Below are 17443 nucleotides of genomic sequence, written 5' to 3' on the forward strand. Positions count from 1 at the left end.
ACCCGCTATGACAAAACCCGCGAGTCCTACCAGGCAGCCATCACCATCGCCTCAATCCTGCTCTGGATCTGACTTTTGAAGACGATCTCTAGGGCCTGGCCGGGGTCAGTAGGGCAGGGGGCGGCCGGACGGTGTGCGCAGATCGAGCGGCGGCGGCCCCGAAGGGGGCGGGGGACGACGGACGACGACTCGGATGCGGCCCATTGCCACCACCTCCTCCTGGTCAACCGGTATGTGCCCAGTCGGAGCGGCTTCACACGTCCCGCCCGCGCGCGCCCTCGCGGCCTCCCGGCGCGGATGCGGGCCGGGCCCGGTGCGGTGACCCTTGATGTGGGGGGGCGCTGAGTCGAGGAGGAGCCCGTATGTCCGCACTGGACAAGATCAAGAAGATGCTCAAGGGCCACGAGGGTCACGTCGACAAGGGCGTCGACAAGGCCGGCGACATGGTCGACGACCGTACGAAGGGCAAGTACAAGGGCCACGTCGACACCGCCCAGGACAAGCTCAAGCAGCAGTTCGGGGCGGACCGCGACCAGGACGGGCCGCCCCGCACCTGAGCCGCCCCCGCCGGGGACCGGGCGACCGCCGGCCGGTCGCCGCCCGTCCCGCACACCCGGTCCGTGCCACGGAAGGTGATCCGTGGCACGGACCGGGTGTGCGCGGATATAGGCCTTTATGGGCGGGAAGGTTTCCGGGGTTGCCCACCGGATTCTTGTTATTGTCCCGCCCGCACCCCATCTCCCGAGTGTGGGAAGTGACAGCACCCGACCCCGGAAGAGTGAGCACAGCATGGGCAAGGATCACCCGTCGGTCTTGATCGCGGCGGCGCAGGGCGGCGACCAGCAGGCCAAGGACCAGCTCGTCTCGGCGTACCTGCCGCTGCTGTACAACGTCGTCGGACGCGCGCTGGACGGTCATGCGGACGTGGACGACGTGGTGCAGGAGACGGTGCTGCGCATGCTCCGGGGCCTGCCCGAGCTGCGCGACCCGGAGCGTTTCCGTTCCTGGCTGGTGGCGATAGCCATGAACGAGATACGCACGCACTGGCGTGAGAGGCAGTCGGGGGCGATACCGGCGGACCGGCTGGACACCGCGTACGACCTGCCGGATCCCCGCGCGGACTTCGTCGAGGTGACGATCCTGGAGCTCGGCCTGACCGGTCAGCGGCGGCAGGTGGCGGAGGCGACGCGCTGGCTGGACGAGGACGACCGCGCGCTGCTGTCCCTGTGGTGGCTGGAGACCGCCGGGCATCTGTCCCGGGCGGAGGTGGCCGCCGCTCTCGAGCTCTCCCCGCAGCACACCGCCGTACGGGTGCAGCGGATGAAGGCCCAGTTGGAGGCGGCGCGGGTCGTGGTGGGCGCGCTGGCGGCCGAACCGCCGTGCGTGCTGCTGGAAGGCATCACCGCCGGCTGGGACGGCGTCCCCTCCGCGCTGTGGCGCAAGCGGCTGGCCCGCCACGCCCGCGAGTGCACGGTGTGTTCGGGGCACGGTTCGGGCCTGGTGCCCGCCGAGGGACTGCTCGTGGGCCTCGCGCTGGTCCCGGTGGCCGCGGCGGCGGGGGCGGGGGCGGGGGCCGCTCCCGATCTGCTCGCCACCGCGACGCATCTGCAGGCCCCCTGGCCGGGTGCGGACAACACCGGGGCGGGACGCGCCGAGCGCAGACGGGTGCAGGCCCGGCGCCGCCGCCGCAACTCGGCCGTCGCCGCCGTGGTCGCGGTCGCGGCGCTGGGCACGGGCGGCGCGGCGGTACACCTCTACACCGACGGCGACGAGCGGGACGCGACGACCGTCACGGCCGACGCTCCGGCGCCCCGTTCGCAGGCGGCCGCACCGGCCTCACCCACCTCGTCCCCGTCTCCCTCGGCATCCGCGTCCGCTTCGGCGTCGCCCAGCGTCTCCCCGTCGCCGAGCCCCTCGCGTACGCCCAAGGCGAAGCCGAAGAAGAGCACCCCGCCGCCCGCTCCCAGCTCCGCCGCACCGGTGCCGAAGCCGGCCCCGCCCGCGCCCGCGCCGCCCGCCCCGGCGGGGACCGCCGGGCAGGTCACGGAGCTGGTCAACGCGGAACGGGCCAAGGAGGGCTGTGGTCCGGTGACCGTCAACGACCAGCTCAACACGGCTGCGCAACGGCACTCCGCCGACATGGACGCCAACGACTACTTCTCGCACACCTCGCAGGACGGCAGGGACCCGGGCGACCGGATCACCGCCGCCGGATACCGGTGGTCCACCTACGGCGAGAACATCGCCAAGGGGCAGCGGACCCCGGCCGATGTGATGCGGTCCTGGATGGACAGTCCGGGACACCGCGCGAACATCCTCAACTGCTCCTTCAAGGAGATCGGCGTGGGGAAGGTGGATTCCGGCGGCGGTCCGGTGTGGACGCAGGTGTTCGGGGCCCGCTGAGTCCGCGTGGCACACGGCCACGCTTACGATGCGTTCATGATCGCTGAACTGGAGTGCGTGGTCCTGGACTGCCCGGACCCGAGGGAACTGGCCGGTTTCTACGCGTCGTTGCTCGGGGGCGAGGTCGACCGCCCCGACCGGCGGTGGGGGTGCGACGCGGACTGGTCCACGCTCCACACGCCCGGTGGCCTCGTCCTGGCCTTTCAGCGGGTGACCGACTACCGGCCGCCTCGCTGGCCCGGCCAGGACTCGCCCCAGCAGTCTCATCTGGACTTCGGCGTCACCGACCAGGAACGGGCCCACGACGAGGTCCTGGAGTCCGGGGCGTCACTGCTCGACGCCGGGGACGAGGGGCGCGGCTGGCGGGTGTACGCGGATCCTGCCGGGCACCCCTTCTGCCTCGTGCGCCACTGACCACCCCCGGCACCACCCCCGGCACCGCTCCCGCGTCCCGGGCTCGTCCGGTGCGGCCGCTTGTCAGCCGCACCGGAACCTCACCGGAGCCCCGTGGAAGCCCGCCGGAACCCACCGGAGCCCACCAGAGCCAGCCGGAGCCCGCCAGGGTCAGCGCAGGACCAGCGTCAGCGCCGTGCCCAGGCAGGTCGCCGCGCCCACCGCGCCGGCCGAGACGGCGACGCAGCGGGCGCGGAGCCGGGCATAGCGCCCGGTGTACTCCTCGCGGAGTTCGTCCGCGCGGTCGCGGATGCGGGTGAGCGACTCCCGGGATGCGGTGACGCGTTCGGCGATGAACACCCGCTCGACGTCCTCACGCTGCGCCGTGGTCAGCCAGGGCAGCTGGTCGGTGAATCGGCGTGCCTGCCGTCGCGCCCGCTCGACCTCGGCGTTCCACAGCAGAAAGCCCTCCAGTTGGGCCAGGCCCCGGGCACTGTCCTTGTCGGGTTCCACCCGTCCTCCTCCTCTCCGTCGGGGCCGTCCGGGCCGGGGTCGTCTTCACTCGTGCTGGTCCCCCGGGGCAATGATCGTGGAGTTCCCGGGGCGGTTGGTGGCTTCCTCCAGGGAGCGGACCGCCGGGTGGTGCAGGTCGAACGCAGGAGATTCGGAACGGATCCGCGGCAGGGTGACGAAGTTGTGCCGGGGCGGCGGGCAGGAGGTCGCCCACTCCAGCGAACGGCCGTAGCCCCATGGGTCGTCGACCTCGATCTTCTTTCCGTACTTGGCGGTCTTCCAGATGTTGTAGAAGAACGGCAGGACCGACAGTCCGAGCAGGAAGGAGGAAATGGTGGAGATCGTGTTCAGCGCGGTGAATCCGTCGGCGTCCAGATAGTCCGCGTAACGCCGCGGCATGCCCTCGGCGCCGAGCCAGTGCTGAACGAGGAACGTTCCGTGGAATCCGACGAAGAGTGTCCAGAACGTCGCCTTCCCGAGCCGTTCGTCCAGCATCTTCCCGGTGAACTTCGGCCACCAGAAGTGGAATCCGGCGAACATCGCGAACACCACCGTGCCGAACACCACGTAGTGGAAGTGGGCGACGACGAAGTACGAGTCGGAGACATGGAAGTCCATGGGCGGTGAGGCGAGGATGATTCCGGTCAGGCCGCCGAACAGGAAGGTGACCAGAAACCCGATGGCCCACAGCATCGGGGTCTCCAAGGAGATGGACCCCTTCCACATCGTGCCGATCCAGTTGAAGAACTTCACACCGGTCGGCACCGCGATGAGGAATGTCATGAACGAGAAGAACGGCAGCAACACAGCGCCCGAGACGAACATGTGGTGTGCCCATACGGTCGCGGACAGACCCGCGATGGCAATCGTGGCCGCGACCAGGCCGATGTAACCGAATACTGGTTTGCGGCTGAAGACCGGAAAGATCTCGGTGACGATGCCGAAGAACGGCAGGGCGATGATGTAGACCTCGGGGTGGCCGAAGAACCAGAACAGATGCTGCCACAGCAGTGCGCCGCCGTTGGCCGCGTCAAAGATATGTGCGCCGAATTTACGGTCGGCCTCCAGCGCCAGCAGGGCCGCGGCGAGGACCGGGAAGGCCAGCAGGACCAGGACGCCGGTCAGCAGGACGTTCCAGACGAAGATCGGCATGCGGAACATCGTCATGCCGGGTGCGCGCATGCAGATGATCGTGGTGATGAAATTGACCGAGCCGAGGATCGTTCCGAATCCGGAGAAGGCCAGACCCATGATCCACATGTCGGCGCCGATGCCCGGCGAGCGGACCGCGTCGTTGAGCGGGGCGTAGGCGAACCAGCCGAAGTCCGCGGCGCCCTGCGGGGTGAGGAAGCCCGCCACCGCGATGAGCGAGCCGAAGAGATACAGCCAGTACGCGAACATGTTCAGCCGCGGGAACGCCACGTCGGGGGCGCCGATCTGGAGCGGCATGATCCAGTTCGCGAATCCGGCGAACAGGGGCGTCGCGAACATCAGCAGCATGATCGTGCCGTGCATCGTGAACGCCTGGTTGAACTGCTCGTTCGAGAGCAGTTGGATACCGGGCCGGGCCAGTTCGGCGCGCATCACCAGGGCCAGGAGCCCTCCCACGCAGAAGAACGCGAAGGAGGTGACAAGGTAGAGCGTGCCGATCGTCTTGTGGTCCGTCGAGGTCATCCACTTGATGATGACGTTGCCGGGTTCCCCGCGTCGTACCGGCATTTCGTCCTGTTCGGCGGTATCGGTCTCCACCGGTTGCGAGATGCCCCTCGTCGTCACTACGACGCTCCTTCGATCGACGGCCCGTGTGGACTCGGCGACCAGAATGGACCCATGGCGATCGGTGCGGTGGGACATCCTTCCCCGTCCGGCGCGAGCGGCCGACAAGGACACTCAAATGGCCTACGGCGAACGCTCCGACCTCGCCCGGGGGGCAACCCGAGAACGCATGTCAACGTCCGGGGGCCGATCGGATATTCCCTCACGGAAAACGGAATAGCGCCTCTGCCCCCGGAGTTGGTGAACCGACAGAACCACTTGGCTCCCCTTCTCTCCCTCTCTCCACTCGGCAAGCTTCGGAAGGTCGGATCTCCATGAAGATCGGCATCATCGGCGCGGGCAACATCGGCGGCAACCTGACGCGGCGTCTGACCGCTCTCGGCCACGAGGTCTCCGTCGCCAACTCCCGTGGTCCCCACACACTGACGGCCCTCGCCGAAGAGACCGGAGCGAGGCCGGTGACCGCGTCGGAGGCCGCACAAGGCGCCCAGGTGGTCGTGGTCACCGTCCCCCTCAAGGCCGTGCCCGACCTGCCCGACGGATTTCTCGAGGGCGCGGCGGAGGGCGCCACGGTCATCGACACGGGCAACTACTACCCGCAGCAGCGCGACGGCCGCATCGCCGCCATCGAGGACGGCCTGCCCGAGAGCCGGTGGACGGAGCAGCAGATCGGCCACCCTGTGATCAAGGCGTTCAACGGCACATACGCCCAGGACATCCTGGACCGCGGCCGTCCGCAGGGCACTCCGGGGCGGCAGGCGGTCCCGGTGGCCGGCGACGATCCGACGTCCAAGCAGGCGGTGCGTGACCTCATCGACGAGCTGGGCTTCGACACGGTCGACAGCGGTGGCCTGGACGATTCGTGGCGCCAGCAGCCCGGTACGCCGGTGTACGGCAACCGGGGCGAGGTCGACGCCATCGTGAAGGCCCTCTCGGAGGCATCGCCGGAACGCACGGCGGAGTGGCGCGCCTGACCGCAGGCGTCATGCGGCAGGGACGACCGGGAGAAGACTCCGGCCAGGCGGGAAACGGGGGTACCCGCCCGGCCGGGTCGTCGGCCGTCCTCTGAGCGCCCCTTCTCAGACCACCCCCGTCACGGTGATCCGCACCGATACCGACGCCTCCTCGGGCAGCGCGGCGAGGACCGCGGCCCGTACGGCCCGGGTCACGTCGAGCGCCCGGTGATCGCGTTGCAGGACGAGCCGGATGTCGAGGTGCCAGCGGTCGCCCGCGTCCCGGCTGACGCGCACTCCTGGCGCCTTGTTCCCGGTCGACGGGGTGCGACGCGGGGTGCGGTCGGCGATCCGGGTGCGCAGCAGATCCGCCACGCCGGGGCGCAGGAAGGCGACGCCCGGTACACCGCGAGCGGCCTCGGCGGTCGCCCCGGCCATCCGGTCCCGGCGTGTGTCCGCGGTCATCGCGTTGCTCCCGTCCCGTGTCCGTCGGCCCGACCGTCCGCGTGATGGCCGATGGCCGTACCCGTACCGCCCTCCCCGTCGCCATTCCCGTGCCGGCGGTGCCCGTCATCCTCGTAGTGGATGTCGAGGGTGTCGAGAATGTCGACGACGAAGACGTCGGTGGTGACGAGGCGGATCCCGATGTCCCGGTCGGCGACCTCGGCGATCCGTGCGCGCACGTCGTCGGCCAGATCCGGCATGGACCGGTCGAGGCTCGCCGCGACCTCGACCCGGACATGCAGCTCGCCGGCGGGGTCCGTCGGTTCGACGGGGGCGATGCGGCAGCTTCCGGCCCGCACCCCGGGCAACCTGTCGACCGCCGCCCGCAGCATCCGGGCGACCGCGGCCTCGACCATCCAGTGGTCCTCCCCCGGTTCCCCGAGCGGCAGTGGGCGCCCCGGGCGCAGTTCGAGGCGTACGAGGTCCATGACGCGGGCCGTTATGGCCGTGGCGTCCGGTGGGCCCGGCTCCTGCGCACAGGTACGGCGCACCGCGTCGCCGAGGCCGCTGAGGTCGGCCAGGGCGGCCGAGCAGAAGGGGCAGTCCACGAAGTGGGGATCGTCCGCCGAGCGGCCGGTGTCCCAGGCCTCCCAGACATCGGTGAGGAGCCGCCCGCAGGCGAGCCGCTCGTCCTCCTCGTGCCGGCTCTCTTCCGGCCGGTCCGGATTGGCGCTCATCGCCATGCGCTCATCGCCTCCGTCAGGTAGCGGCGGGCGCGGAAGACCCGGCCGCGGACCGCCTGCAGACTGATTCCGACCGTCTCCGCGATGCTCTCGTACGACAGTCCCTGCATCTCGCGCAGCACCCAGCACACGCGTTGTTCGGGTGAGAGGCCCGCCATCGCCTCGGCCAGCGCGACTACGGCGGCCCGCGACTCCACCGCACGGGCCGGGGACGACTGGTGCTCGGGGGCGGCCTGCTCGGGCACCGAGTCGAGGTCCACCGCCGGTCTGCGGGCTCTGAGCCGGTTGAGGCAGCGGTTGGTGACGATGCGGTAGAGCCAGGTGGGGAAGGAGGCGTCCCGGCGGAACTCGGGGAGTTTGCGCCAGGCGTTCACGAAGGCGTCCTGTACGGCGTCCTCGGCGTCCGCCCGGTCGCCGAGAAGCCGTATCGCCAGGTGCAGCATCGCCGGGCCGTGCCTGCGCACCAGCACCTCAAAGGCCTCGTCGTCGCCCTCCCCGGCCCGCGCGACCAGCAGCGCCTCGTCGGACGGCACGACGTCCGGCGCGCGCTCCGTCAGCTGATTCCCGTCACCGGGCACGGACCAACTCCTTCCCCGCTCGTTTCCACGACGCTCACTCCTGTTCGGTACGCGTCCGGTGCACGGCTCTCCACGCGTCTCTCCACGTACCTCTCCATGCACATCTCCACGCGGCCTCATGACCGCTTCTCCTGGTTGGACACCTCCCGGGGCCGAATGTCACGCACTCGCCCACCTGTATGTCCGGGCACGGTGTGACGCCGCCTCCCGTCGTCCGCGTCCGGCTTCCAGGAAATATCGGCGAACCCGCGTGACGAATCGGCGGGCAGCGTGTCCAACGAAATGTCAGGCAGAACGAGCCGAGCGAGACGCGAGGAGTTTCCATGACCACCACCCAGGCTGCAGCAACCGTTCCCGCCGCGAGCGCCTCCGCGCGGACCGACGTGACGAAGCCGAGCGGTTCCGCGGGCGGGACGACCACCCTCGGCAGCGGGGCAACCGGGGCGGCCGAGCCGGCGGCGACGCGGGGCCGCACCTCCATCGCGGACACCGTCGTCGTGAAGATCGCGGGGATGGCGGCCCGGGAGATCCCGGGCGTCCACGACATGGGCGGCGGCCTCTCCCGCACCCTCGGTGCGGTCCGCGACCGGGTGCCGGGCGGCCGGCCGAACGTGGGGCGGGGTGTCAAGGTCGAGGTGGGCGAGCGCCAGACGGCCATCGACCTCGATCTCGTCGTCGAGTACGGGGTCGCGATCACCGATGTGGCGCACGACGTCCGGGAGAACGTCATCGCCGCGGTGGAGCGCACCACGGGCCTTGAGGTCGTCGAGGTCAATGTGACGGTCAACGACGTGCATCTCCCTGAGGACGACGACGAGGCCACCCCGTCCGAGACCCGCGTGGCGTGACAGCGTGAGACGGAGTATGGACGAATCCGGCGCGGCCGGCGGTGCGTCGCCGGGCCGGGGCGTGCTCGGGGCCGCGGCGGGCATGGCGCTGGGATTCGCGGGCTGGTTCGGCGGGTTCGGGGCATTCCTCGTGGTCGCGTCGCTCGGCGCGGTGGGCTGGTTCGCCGGGCACCTCGTGGACCGGGGCACCGGCTTGCGCGAGTTCCTGGACGCGGTGGCGGGGCGGCGGCCATGACGATCCCCGCCGGTGGGCGTGGCACGACGACGGTGGCTCCCCGCGCTGTCCGGCGGATCGCCGAGCGGGCGGCGGCCGAGGCGCTGCCCGACGGCGGCGCGGTGACCCGCGGTTCGGCGTCGGTGCGCGGCTCCTCCGCGCGGGTCACGGTCGGCGTGCGGCTGCCGTATCCGCTGCGGGCCGATGAGACGGCCCGGCGGATCCGTGAACGTGCGCAGACCCGGACGGCGGCCCTGACGGGCCTGTCCGTACCGCGCGCCGATATCCGGATCGACGCGCTCTCGCTGCTCCCGGTGCCACCCGGCGGGAAAGCGGACGGTGAGTTCCCGTGGGCCGACGACACGGCACGCGGGAAGGATCAGGCCGCCCCGAGCGGTGGCCGGGGCGGTCGGATCCGGGCGCAGCGCCGGATCCCCGCGACCATGACAGCGGCCGTGGGGGCCGTCGGCTGCGCGCTGCTCCTGGTGGACCTTGTCGCGGTCCGGCTCGGCGGCACGCCCGCCGCCTGGCGGACCTGGCTGGTCGACTGGGCCTCGACGCACGGCCCGGCGGAGACGGCGGTCCGGGCCGGTGGAGTGCTGGCCGCGCTGACCGGCCTCTGGCTGCTGGGGTGCGCCCTGTTGCCGGGGCTGCGGCGCGGGCTCGAGATGGCTGTGCCCGCGCCGCGGCTGCGGGCCGCGCTCGACCGTAGCGCCGCCGCCCGGGTCGTCCAGGACAGGGCCACCGGCGTACCCGGGGTGGTTCGGGCCCGGGTAAGCGTAGGGCGGCGGCGCGTGCGGGTGCTGACAGACGTGGGGTTCGGCGACCCGGAGCGGGTACGGGCCGAGGTGGTCCGGGTCGTCGACGCGGCCTTGCCGGAGCTGGGTCTGGCGCGGACGCCCACGCTGCGGGTCCGGGCCCGGGCCCGGGTCCGGCCCGAACCGCACGGGCAGCGCCCGTCCACCGAGGGACCGACGGAATCCACGGCGGCTTCGACGACAGCGGCTTCGGCTTCGGCTTCGGCTTCGGCTTCGGCTTCGGCCGAGCGGAAAGAGGTGTGAGGGGATGTCGGTGATCAGGCGTGGCATGGTCAACCGGTCGCTGCTCGGTGCCGCCGGGCTGGTGCTGGTAGCCGGCGGCGGCTGGCTGGCCATGGGCGACGGTTCGGCGTGGGGCGCGGTGGGAGACCGTGTGCCGCGCTGGTGGCCGGCGCCTGCGGCGGACGGAGTGCTGCTGGACCGAGAGCTTCCGGCACGGCTCCGGGAGAACGGCTGGTGGAGTCCCGCGATGATCGCCGGGCTCACTGTCGTACTGGCTCTGTTGGTGTGGTGGTTGGCCCGTCAGGCGCTGTCGGGCGGGCCCCGGTGGGCGGCGCTGCCGCGGACCGGGCAGGTGCTGCGCAGGCGCGCGTGGGAGCGGGCGATGACGGCGCAGATGGCGGCGTTCGACGAGGTGGCGCGTTCCCGGGTGCGTCTGGTGGGCCGACCGCTGCGGGCGGAGGTGACGGTGGTCGTGGAGCCCGGGGCCCGGCCGGCGGGAGTCATACGGGAGGTGGCCGGGGTCGTCGCGGACGCCCGGGCCGGCAGCGGCGTACAGAGCCTGTCGGCCGACGTACGGATCCGGGTCGCGAACCACCGGGAGCGGCGGACACGTTGAGCCTCCGCTGCCAAGCGCCAACCCGCCGCCCCACAGAATCTACCCAAGAGTAAGGTATGGCCTCCGGGATGTCGGCCCACGGTCCGTACGGCACCCGGGCGTGGTCCGTCGACGGCCGTGGACAAGGAGTCGCGCTATGCCCCGCACCATGTCCGTAGCGGACAGCATCATCATCGACGCCACCCCGGCACAGGTCTACGAGCAGCTCAGCGACCCCACGGCGATGGGGCGTTGGAGCCCCGAGAACCGAGGCGCGACCGTGCACGGCGATCGGCGCGGCGCCTATGTCGGCATGGTCTTCGACGGCCGGAACAAGCGCGGCGGGGGGAGCTGGACGACACGGTGCACGGTGACGGCGGCCGATCCCGGCGAGCGGTTCGCCTTCCGGGTGCACGCGATCGGTCTGCGACGCCCTCGGCTCCCGGGGCCGATCGCCACCTGGGAGTACCGTTTCGAGGCGGTGGACGGTGCGACCCGGGTCACCGAGACCTGGACCGACGACCGCCGTCGCTGGCCGGACTTCCTCGCCAACGGCTTCGACCGTGTCGCGACCGGCGGGAAGACGTTCGCGCAGTTCCAGGTCGGCAACATCCGTACGACGCTGGAGCGTCTCAAGGCGGCGCTGGAGGCAGACACTCCGGGAACCGGAAGCTAGACGCCGGTCCTAATCGGCCCAGTGAGAGGGGCGGCTCAGAGATGCGGGGAGCGCTGTCTTCGCATTGCCCTTGGCTGCGTTGAGCTGGGCCTGCGTGAGGAACAGGCTTCCTGTGAGGTCGGCGCCCGAGAGGTCGGCGTCACGGAAGTCCGCACCAATGAGGTCGGCCAGGCGGAGGTCGGCGCCGGTGAGGTCGGCGGCGATCAGATAGGCCCCGCGGAGGTCCGCTCCGCGCAGGTCGGCGCCCCGCAGCCGCGCCCCCATGAGGTCGGCGCCGCGGTGGTTGCGCTTCTTGCGGCGGGGCGCGGTGGCCCGGACGAGTTCGCTGGTGCGCAGAAGCAGTCCGGCGACCCGGTCACGGTGACCGGCGACGTCCAGTTCCGCGAAGTCGACGGCGGGGCGCGCGGTGTGCCGTTCCGTCGCTTCCAGGGCGCGGCGGAGCTCCGGATGCAGGGGACGTGCGGCCGGCAGCGTCAGGGCTTCGGTGAGGTACCACAGCAGTTCATGGAGCTGGCGCATGACGGGGAACACCTGGAACATCTGCGCGGCGAGGTCGGGGGACGAACGCCAGTCGCGGCCTCCGTAGGTCTCCTGGGAGACTTTCTGCCCGGCGCCGAAGCAGTCGTACACCGTGCAGCCGGAGAAGCCCTTCGGGCGCAGCCGGGTGTGGATGCCGCAGCGGAAGTCGTCCTGGAGGTTGGGGCAGGGCCGTCCGGCGTCCTTGTCGATGGCGAAGTCCGACGAGGCCGTCAGCGTGAGTGCGACGCAGCACAGGGCGAAACAGTTCGTGCAGTCCGCGCGCAGAGCCTCCCGTCCGTTGTCGGGCACGACGGTCGGATCGTTCTCGGGCACGGGTGGCGGGTCCTTGCGTGGATGGTGTTGCGGAAAGTACGGATGCAGAGCACACGAGTGTACCGAGGCGACGCCGGGGAGCGACGCTCCCGTCGGTCTCCGCGTCTTCTGCCGGCTTCTGTCGACTTCTGCCGCTTCTACCGGCTCTGCCGCCGGTGCACACTGGGCGCGGTACGGACGACGAGGGGAACGCATGGGCACGGAGGAGGGCACCGGGTTCGAGCCCGCGACCGGCGACGGCCCACCGGCTGCCGAACCCGCGGCGGCGCGGGCCGCTTCGGTGCGGACCGCGTTCGAGGGACTGCTGCAGATCCGTCGCCTCACCGGCGCCGGGCGGCCCGACCCCGAGGCCGCGCCTGCCCTGTGGGAACTCAACCGCCCGGTCAGAGCGGTGGCGTTGGCACTGGAGAGCTCGGGGGCGACTCCTTCGGCCGTCGACGCGTCGGGGCTCCGGGTGTCGGCCGGATACCGGGTGAGCGACGGGGAGTCGGCGGGTTCGGTACGGGTCGAGTGGACCGGGCCGCCCGGCAGCGGCGCCGCCCACGACGAGGAGGACGCGTTGGCCGGCTGCGCTTCGGCCCTGCGGGGTCTGGGCTGGACGGTGCTGCTCTACCGGGGACCCCGCAGACGGCGCTACCTGGAGGTGGAGCCGCCGAGCGGGTTGTAGGGCCGGGCAGGGTGGGCGGGCACGGCCGGGCTTGAGGAGGCGTTGTCAGACCCATGGGTGATGCTTGACGTCCAGACAGCTCTGAGAAGGAGAAGCTGAGATGGACAACGACGAGCTCGCCGCGGCGCAGGCGTACGTCCGCCTGTTGGAGGCCACCCGAGCAGCGCTCGCGGACCCCGACGACGCACCGGTCTACCTGCCGTTGCTCACCTCTCCGATGCGGGAGGCCGACCAGGCACTGCGCAGCGCCGGGCTGACAGGCAACGAGGGCCGGCTGTTCGCTCTTGTCCGGGCACTGCAGCCGAGTCTTTCCGGCAGCGACAGTTAGGAGCGTCGGCCGGCCCCGCGCCGGACGAGCCCGCCGCCGGGCGGGCCTGGCCCGGGGGCCGTCCTAGCCGGCCCGCCCCTCCCCCGTAGGAGCGTCCGTGGACACCGGTGCGAGACCGAGTTCCTGTTCGCCGGGGCCGAGCGGTGCGAAGAACCGGGCGACCTCCTGGTCGTCGACCTCGGCGAGGGAGCCCGGCTTCCACTGCGGGGCGTTGTCCTTGTCGATGATCCGGGCGCGCACCCCCTCCACGAAATCGGGGTGCTCGAACGCCCGGCAGGAGACGCGGAACTCCTGGTCGAGGACGGCTTCCAGGCTGTCGAGCCGGGCTGCCCGGCGGACGGCCGCGAGCGTGACCTTGAGCGCGAGGGGCGACTTGGTGAGGAGTTCGTCCGCCGCTGTCTCGGCTGCCGCGACGCCACTGCCGCGCAGCCGTCGGACGATCTCCTCCACGGTGTCCGCCGCGTAGCAGGCGTCGATCCAGCCGCGCTGCGCGGCGAGCTCACCCGCGGGCGGCTCGGTGGCGAACCGCTGGACGATGCCCGCGACGGGGGTGCCCTGGTCGGCGGGCTCACCCAGCGCTTCGGTCAGGGCCGGCAGGAGGCGGGCCGGGACGTGGTAATCGGCCAGACCGCAGAGAACGGCGTCGGCCGCTCCCACGGAACGACCCGTGAGCGCCAGATGTGTGCCCAGTTCGCCGGGGGCGGAGGCCAGCAGGCGGGTGCCCCCGACATCGGGCACGAAGCCGATCGCGGTCTCGGGCATGGCGACACGTGAGCGTTCGGTGACGACCCGGACTCCGGCGTGGGCCGACACCCCGACTCCGCCGCCCATCACGATGCCGTCCATCAGCGCGACGTACGGCTTGGGGAATCCGGCGATGCGGGCGTTGAGGCGGTATTCGTCGCGCCAGAACTCCAGGGACGCACGCCCCGAGGCCCGTGCGTCGTCGTGCAGGGCGCGGATGTCGCCACCGGCGCACAGGCCCCGGTCGCCCGCCCCGGACAGCAGCACCGTGTCGATCGCCTCGTCCTGTTCGGCGCGGGCCAGGGCCGCGTCGAGAAGCCCCACCATGGTGTGGCTGAGGGCGTTGAGGGCCCGGGGGCGGTTCAGTGTGATGTGCAGGCATGTGCCCCGCGTCTCCAGCAGGACGGGCCGGTCGTCGGTCATGCGTGCGCTCCGCTCGCTGTGCTCGTGGACACCTGGGACGCCTTCCATGGTCAGGGATGGTCCTCGGCCGCCATTCTGCGGCCCCCGGACCGGTCCGGTAGCGGTGGGGGGCGGTGCGGGGCGGGCCGCTGTGGCACTCCGATGGATACGGCTCGACAATTGAGGCCTACGGGGTGCGCCGACGCACGGCCCCGCCGGACGACCTCCGGAGCAGGAATGACCGACGACGAACGGCGGCAGGACGCCGAAGCATCTCCGCTCCGCCGGATCGACCGGAATACCAACGGTGAGATCCGGCCGACGGAACGCCTCGCCATGAACCGGACCGGCAGCTTCGACTGGGACCTGGACACCAGGACCCTGGACATCGACGAGGCCGGGCTCATGGTGTTCGGCGTGGATCCGACGACGTTCGACTCACGACCCGGCGCGCTGCTGGAGCACCTGGAACCGGCGGAACGGGCCCGGCTCGACGTCACGATCGACGAGGCCATCACCGGCGGCAGCACTTCCTACAGCGTCCACTTCCGCGTGCCGCTGGACGACGGGACCACGCAGTGGACCCATGTCCAGGCCCGTATCCTGCGATCGAAGGACGGAAGGGCCCACCGGATCGTGGGGATCGTCCGGGACGCGACGGCGGAGGTCACCCATTCGGCCTTCGTTCTCGATCTGGAAAAGCGGCGGCAACGCCAGACCAATATCGTTGAACGCACAACGAGTGCCATGTCCCGTGCGGTGACCGTGGACGATGTGACGGCCGCTCTCACCGGACCCGGCGGGCTGGCCCGCCTCGGCGCGGACGGTCTCGCCCTCGGGCTCGTGGAGAATTCCGCGCTGAACATCGTCGCGCTGAGCGGCGAGTCGCTCGAGGTGCTGGACGGGCTCGGCTCCGGTGACCTCGACCGCAACCTCCCCCTGGCGGACACCATCCGCAGCGGTCGCCCCCGGTTCATCACCTCCCTCGCCGCGCTGGCCCGGCGCTACCCGGAACTGGAGCCGCATCTCGGGAGGCTCAGGTTCCGGGCGGCGGCGTATCTTCCGCTGGTGGCCCAGGCACGGTCGCTCGGCGGGCTGGCCCTCTTCTACCGGGAGCGCACGGTCTTCAACGCGGACGAGCGCATTCTCTGCCTGGGCCTCGCCGCCATCGTGGCCCAGTCCCTGCAACGGGCGATGCTGTTCGACGAGGAGAGGGAGTTCGCCACCCAGCTCCAGTCCGCGATGCTCCCGCCCCGGATACAGGACGTCGAGGGCGGCGAGATCGCGGTCCGGTACCACGCCGCGTGGAGCGGCCGTCAGGTCGGCGGCGACTGGTACGACGTGATCACCCTGCCCAAGAACCGTTACGGGCTGGTCGTGGGCGACGTTCAGGGGCATGACACCCACGCGGCCGCGATCATGGGCCAGTTGCGCATCGCCCTGCGCGCGTACGCCGCCGAGGGGCACCCGCCGGCCACCGTGCTGGCGCGGGCCTCCCGCTTCCTCGCCGAGCTGGACACCGAGCGCTTCGCCACCTGCACGTACGCCCAGGTCGACCTGGCGTCCGGGGCGGTGCAGGTGGTGCGGGCCGGGCACCTAGGCCCGTTGATCCGCCACGTCGACGGGCGGGTCGGCAGTCCGCAGGTGCGCGGTGGCCTGCCGCTGGGCACCTCCACGGACCTCCAGGACGAGGAATACCCGGAGACCCGGCTCGACCTGGTGCCCGGTGAGACGTTCGTGCTGTACACGGACGGGCTGGTGGAGGAGCCGGGAGCCGACCTCGACACCGGCATCGACGCGCTGCGCAACGAGGTGAGCGCCGGGCCGGCCGGGGCCGAGGCGCTGGCCGATCATCTCTCGGAACGGCTGTGGGAACGCTGGGGGTCGGGGGACGATGTGGCGCTCCTGGTCCTGCGCCGGAGCCCGGACGTCGGGTCGTCGCACGCGCCGCGGCTCCATCAGTACATCCACCAGGCGGACCCGGAAGGGCTCTCGGACGCCCGCGCGATCGTGCGCCAGGCACTCGCCGACTGGGACATGGCCGAATTCGCCGACGACGCGGAGCTCGTGACGGGCGAGTTGTTGGTGAATGTGCTCCTGCACACCGAGGGCGGGGCCGTCCTGACACTGGAAGTGCTGCCCGAACCGGTACGGCGGATCCGGCTGTCGGTCCAGGACCGGTCCAGCGCCTGGCCCCGTCGGCGTACGCCGGGCGAGACGTCCACCTCCGGCCGGGGGCTGCTCCTGCTCGACGCGGTCGCCACGCGCTGGGGGATCGAGCCCCGCGGCGAGGGCAAGGCGGTCTGGTGCGAGATCGGCCCCACTCCCCCGCCCGCCACCGCGCCGCCGCCGACGGCCGTGGAACGGTGACGGACAAGGAGAGGTGGCGGCGGACTTAGAAGGGGTGCCGTGTCACCGCGGTGACACGGCACCCCCTCGACCACGGCTCGTACGGCCTCAGCCGCGGCTTACCGGGTCCGCTGGGCGCGGGAGCGTCAGTTCTGGACGGTACGCCGCTTGCGGACGGCCCAGAGGATGCCGCCTCCGGCCAGCAGCACCGCGACAGCGGCGCCGCCGATGACCGGCGTCGACGACGACGAGCCGGTCTCGGCCAGGTCCGGCGAGCTCGGGCTCGGAGCGGGCACGGCGGGCGCGGACTCCGAAGGCTGCTCGCTGGGGGTGGCGCTCGGCGCGGGCGGCTCGGTGGACGGCGTCTCCGACGGGGCCGGCTCGCTCGGGGCCGGCTCGCTCGGGGCCGGCTCGCTCGGGGCCGGCTCGCTCGGCGTGGGAGTGGGCTCGTCGCACACCTTCGCCGTCTCCGACTTGTCGATGGAGTGCTTGCCGTCGCCGTCGGCGTCCTTGACGACCAGTCGGACAGTCACCGGCTTGTCGTGCTCGGGAAGCGTCAGCTTCTTGTGGAACTCACGGCCGAACGTCTCGGTAGGGAGCAGGTCCTTGCCGTCCACCGTGACGGTCACCGTGTTGGGGACGTCGCTCGTGTAGTTCGTGAGGTCAACAGTCACCTCGGAGCAGGTCACGGCCCAGGTGGGGGTGTGAGCAGCGGCCGGACCGGCGGAGATGACGCCTCCGGTCAGACCGACGACCGCAGCGGCCACGAGTGCTCCCGTGCCACGCCACGATCTCCTGGGTATGGTCATGGATTCTTCCTCCAGATACTTCTCATCGCCCGAATGGCGGTGGGGCGCACAGTACTGCCATCGCCCAGGAACGGCGCAGTCGCCCCGTGCGTAGTTCCCCGCACCAACTCCCGGCA

At 71.5% G+C, this 17443-nt stretch carries 20 protein-coding genes; 12 read left to right on the forward strand and 8 right to left on the reverse strand.

The annotated features are described in order from the left end of the window. Positions 1-362 precede the first annotated feature (362 nt). From ACIQPT_RS00005 to ACIQPT_RS00015, 3 genes are all read left to right on the forward strand, one after another. On the forward strand, positions 363-557 hold the full coding sequence (locus ACIQPT_RS00005) for an antitoxin (protein WP_401150607.1): 195 nt from the start codon (positions 363-365) through the stop codon (positions 555-557). Positions 558-789: 232 nt separating this feature from the next. After that, positions 790-2403, forward strand: a complete 1614-nt coding sequence (locus ACIQPT_RS00010; protein WP_401150609.1) for a sigma-70 family RNA polymerase sigma factor — start codon at positions 790-792, stop codon at positions 2401-2403. Between the two features lie 36 nt (positions 2404-2439). Continuing rightward, positions 2440-2817 carry a VOC family protein gene (locus ACIQPT_RS00015; protein ID WP_401150611.1) on the forward strand — a complete coding sequence of 126 codons (378 nt, stop codon included), beginning with the start codon at positions 2440-2442 and terminating at the stop codon, positions 2815-2817. Positions 2818-2967: 150 nt separating this feature from the next. Here the strand turns inward: ACIQPT_RS00015 and ACIQPT_RS00020 are convergent, their stop codons facing one another. Together ACIQPT_RS00020 and ctaD are read right to left on the reverse strand one after the other, a co-directional pair. After that, positions 2968-3309, reverse strand: a complete 342-nt coding sequence (locus ACIQPT_RS00020) for a hypothetical protein (RefSeq protein ID WP_401150614.1) — start codon at positions 3307-3309, stop codon at positions 2968-2970. A 45-nt stretch (positions 3310-3354) separates the two neighbouring features. Then, positions 3355-5028 carry a cytochrome c oxidase subunit I gene (gene ctaD, locus ACIQPT_RS00025; RefSeq protein ID WP_401151560.1) on the reverse strand — a complete coding sequence of 558 codons (1674 nt, stop codon included), beginning with the start codon at positions 5026-5028 and terminating at the stop codon, positions 3355-3357. A gap of 371 nt (positions 5029-5399) precedes the next feature. Between ctaD and ACIQPT_RS00030 the strand changes: the two genes are divergently transcribed. Further along, positions 5400-6059 (forward strand): NADPH-dependent F420 reductase, encoded by a 660-nt coding sequence (locus ACIQPT_RS00030; protein ID WP_401150617.1) that lies wholly within the window; start codon positions 5400-5402, stop codon positions 6057-6059. Positions 6060-6164: 105 nt separating this feature from the next. Here ACIQPT_RS00030 and ACIQPT_RS00035 read toward each other — a convergent pair whose 3' ends face one another. From ACIQPT_RS00035 to ACIQPT_RS00045, 3 genes are read right to left on the reverse strand one after another with little or no spacing between them, the layout of a single operon-like run. After that, positions 6165-6503 carry an Asp23/Gls24 family envelope stress response protein gene (locus tag ACIQPT_RS00035; protein WP_401150619.1) on the reverse strand — a complete coding sequence of 113 codons (339 nt, stop codon included), beginning with the start codon at positions 6501-6503 and terminating at the stop codon, positions 6165-6167. Further along, positions 6500-7219, reverse strand: a complete 720-nt coding sequence (locus ACIQPT_RS00040) for a hypothetical protein (protein WP_401150622.1) — start codon at positions 7217-7219, stop codon at positions 6500-6502. The genes ACIQPT_RS00035 and ACIQPT_RS00040 overlap by 4 nt, the downstream gene beginning before the upstream one ends. Then, positions 7216-7803 carry an RNA polymerase sigma factor gene (locus tag ACIQPT_RS00045; protein ID WP_401150624.1) on the reverse strand — a complete coding sequence of 196 codons (588 nt, stop codon included), beginning with the start codon at positions 7801-7803 and terminating at the stop codon, positions 7216-7218. The genes ACIQPT_RS00040 and ACIQPT_RS00045 overlap by 4 nt, the downstream gene beginning before the upstream one ends. Positions 7804-8126: 323 nt before the next feature. On the opposite strand from ACIQPT_RS00045, the gene ACIQPT_RS00050 reads away from it, so the two are divergent. The 5 genes from ACIQPT_RS00050 (at position 8127) to ACIQPT_RS00070 (ending at position 11176) form a co-directional block, all read left to right on the forward strand. Continuing rightward, on the forward strand, positions 8127-8651 hold the full coding sequence (locus tag ACIQPT_RS00050) for an Asp23/Gls24 family envelope stress response protein (protein WP_401150626.1): 525 nt from the start codon (positions 8127-8129) through the stop codon (positions 8649-8651). A 16-nt stretch (positions 8652-8667) separates the two neighbouring features. Beyond that, on the forward strand, positions 8668-8886 hold the full coding sequence (locus ACIQPT_RS00055; protein WP_401151562.1) for a hypothetical protein: 219 nt from the start codon (positions 8668-8670) through the stop codon (positions 8884-8886). Beyond that, positions 8883-9926, forward strand: coding sequence for a DUF6286 domain-containing protein (locus ACIQPT_RS00060; protein WP_401150629.1), 1044 nt, complete (start codon positions 8883-8885; stop codon positions 9924-9926). Before ACIQPT_RS00055 ends, ACIQPT_RS00060 begins: the two co-directional genes overlap by 4 nt. A gap of 4 nt (positions 9927-9930) precedes the next feature. Beyond that, positions 9931-10521 (forward strand): hypothetical protein, encoded by a 591-nt coding sequence (locus ACIQPT_RS00065; protein WP_401150632.1) that lies wholly within the window; start codon positions 9931-9933, stop codon positions 10519-10521. A gap of 136 nt (positions 10522-10657) precedes the next feature. Then, the gene (locus ACIQPT_RS00070) at positions 10658-11176 is read left to right on the forward strand and encodes an SRPBCC family protein (RefSeq protein ID WP_401150634.1); all 519 of its coding nucleotides are present in this window, start codon (positions 10658-10660) and stop codon (positions 11174-11176) included. Positions 11177-11185: 9 nt separating this feature from the next. Here the strand turns inward: ACIQPT_RS00070 and ACIQPT_RS00075 are convergent, their stop codons facing one another. Continuing rightward, complete coding sequence (locus tag ACIQPT_RS00075) at positions 11186-12028, reverse strand: pentapeptide repeat-containing protein (protein ID WP_401150637.1); 843 nt, start codon at positions 12026-12028, stop codon at positions 11186-11188. 193 nt (positions 12029-12221) lie between these two features. Between ACIQPT_RS00075 and ACIQPT_RS00080 the strand changes: the two genes are divergently transcribed. Further along, entirely contained in the window at positions 12222-12695 is a 474-nt protein-coding gene (locus tag ACIQPT_RS00080) for a hypothetical protein (protein WP_401150640.1), read from the forward strand. A 100-nt stretch (positions 12696-12795) separates the two neighbouring features. Beyond that, positions 12796-13023 carry a hypothetical protein gene (locus ACIQPT_RS00085; protein ID WP_401150642.1) on the forward strand — a complete coding sequence of 76 codons (228 nt, stop codon included), beginning with the start codon at positions 12796-12798 and terminating at the stop codon, positions 13021-13023. Between the two features lie 63 nt (positions 13024-13086). Here ACIQPT_RS00085 and ACIQPT_RS00090 read toward each other — a convergent pair whose 3' ends face one another. Beyond that, positions 13087-14190: an enoyl-CoA hydratase/isomerase family protein gene (locus tag ACIQPT_RS00090; protein ID WP_401150645.1), complete on the reverse strand. Its 1104-nt coding sequence runs from the start codon at positions 14188-14190 to the stop codon at positions 13087-13089. 216 nt (positions 14191-14406) lie between these two features. Between ACIQPT_RS00090 and ACIQPT_RS00095 the strand changes: the two genes are divergently transcribed. After that, complete coding sequence (locus tag ACIQPT_RS00095; protein WP_401150647.1) at positions 14407-16539, forward strand: SpoIIE family protein phosphatase; 2133 nt, start codon at positions 14407-14409, stop codon at positions 16537-16539. Positions 16540-16664: 125 nt separating this feature from the next. On the opposite strand, the gene ACIQPT_RS00100 is transcribed toward ACIQPT_RS00095, so the two are convergent. Beyond that, the gene (locus tag ACIQPT_RS00100) at positions 16665-17327 is read right to left on the reverse strand and encodes an LAETG motif-containing sortase-dependent surface protein (protein ID WP_401150649.1); all 663 of its coding nucleotides are present in this window, start codon (positions 17325-17327) and stop codon (positions 16665-16667) included. Between the last annotated feature and the right edge of the window lie 116 nt (positions 17328-17443).

It is taken from the genome of Streptomyces sp. NPDC091289 (assembly GCF_044757365.1).
GTDB lineage: Bacteria > Actinomycetota > Actinomycetes > Streptomycetales > Streptomycetaceae > Streptomyces.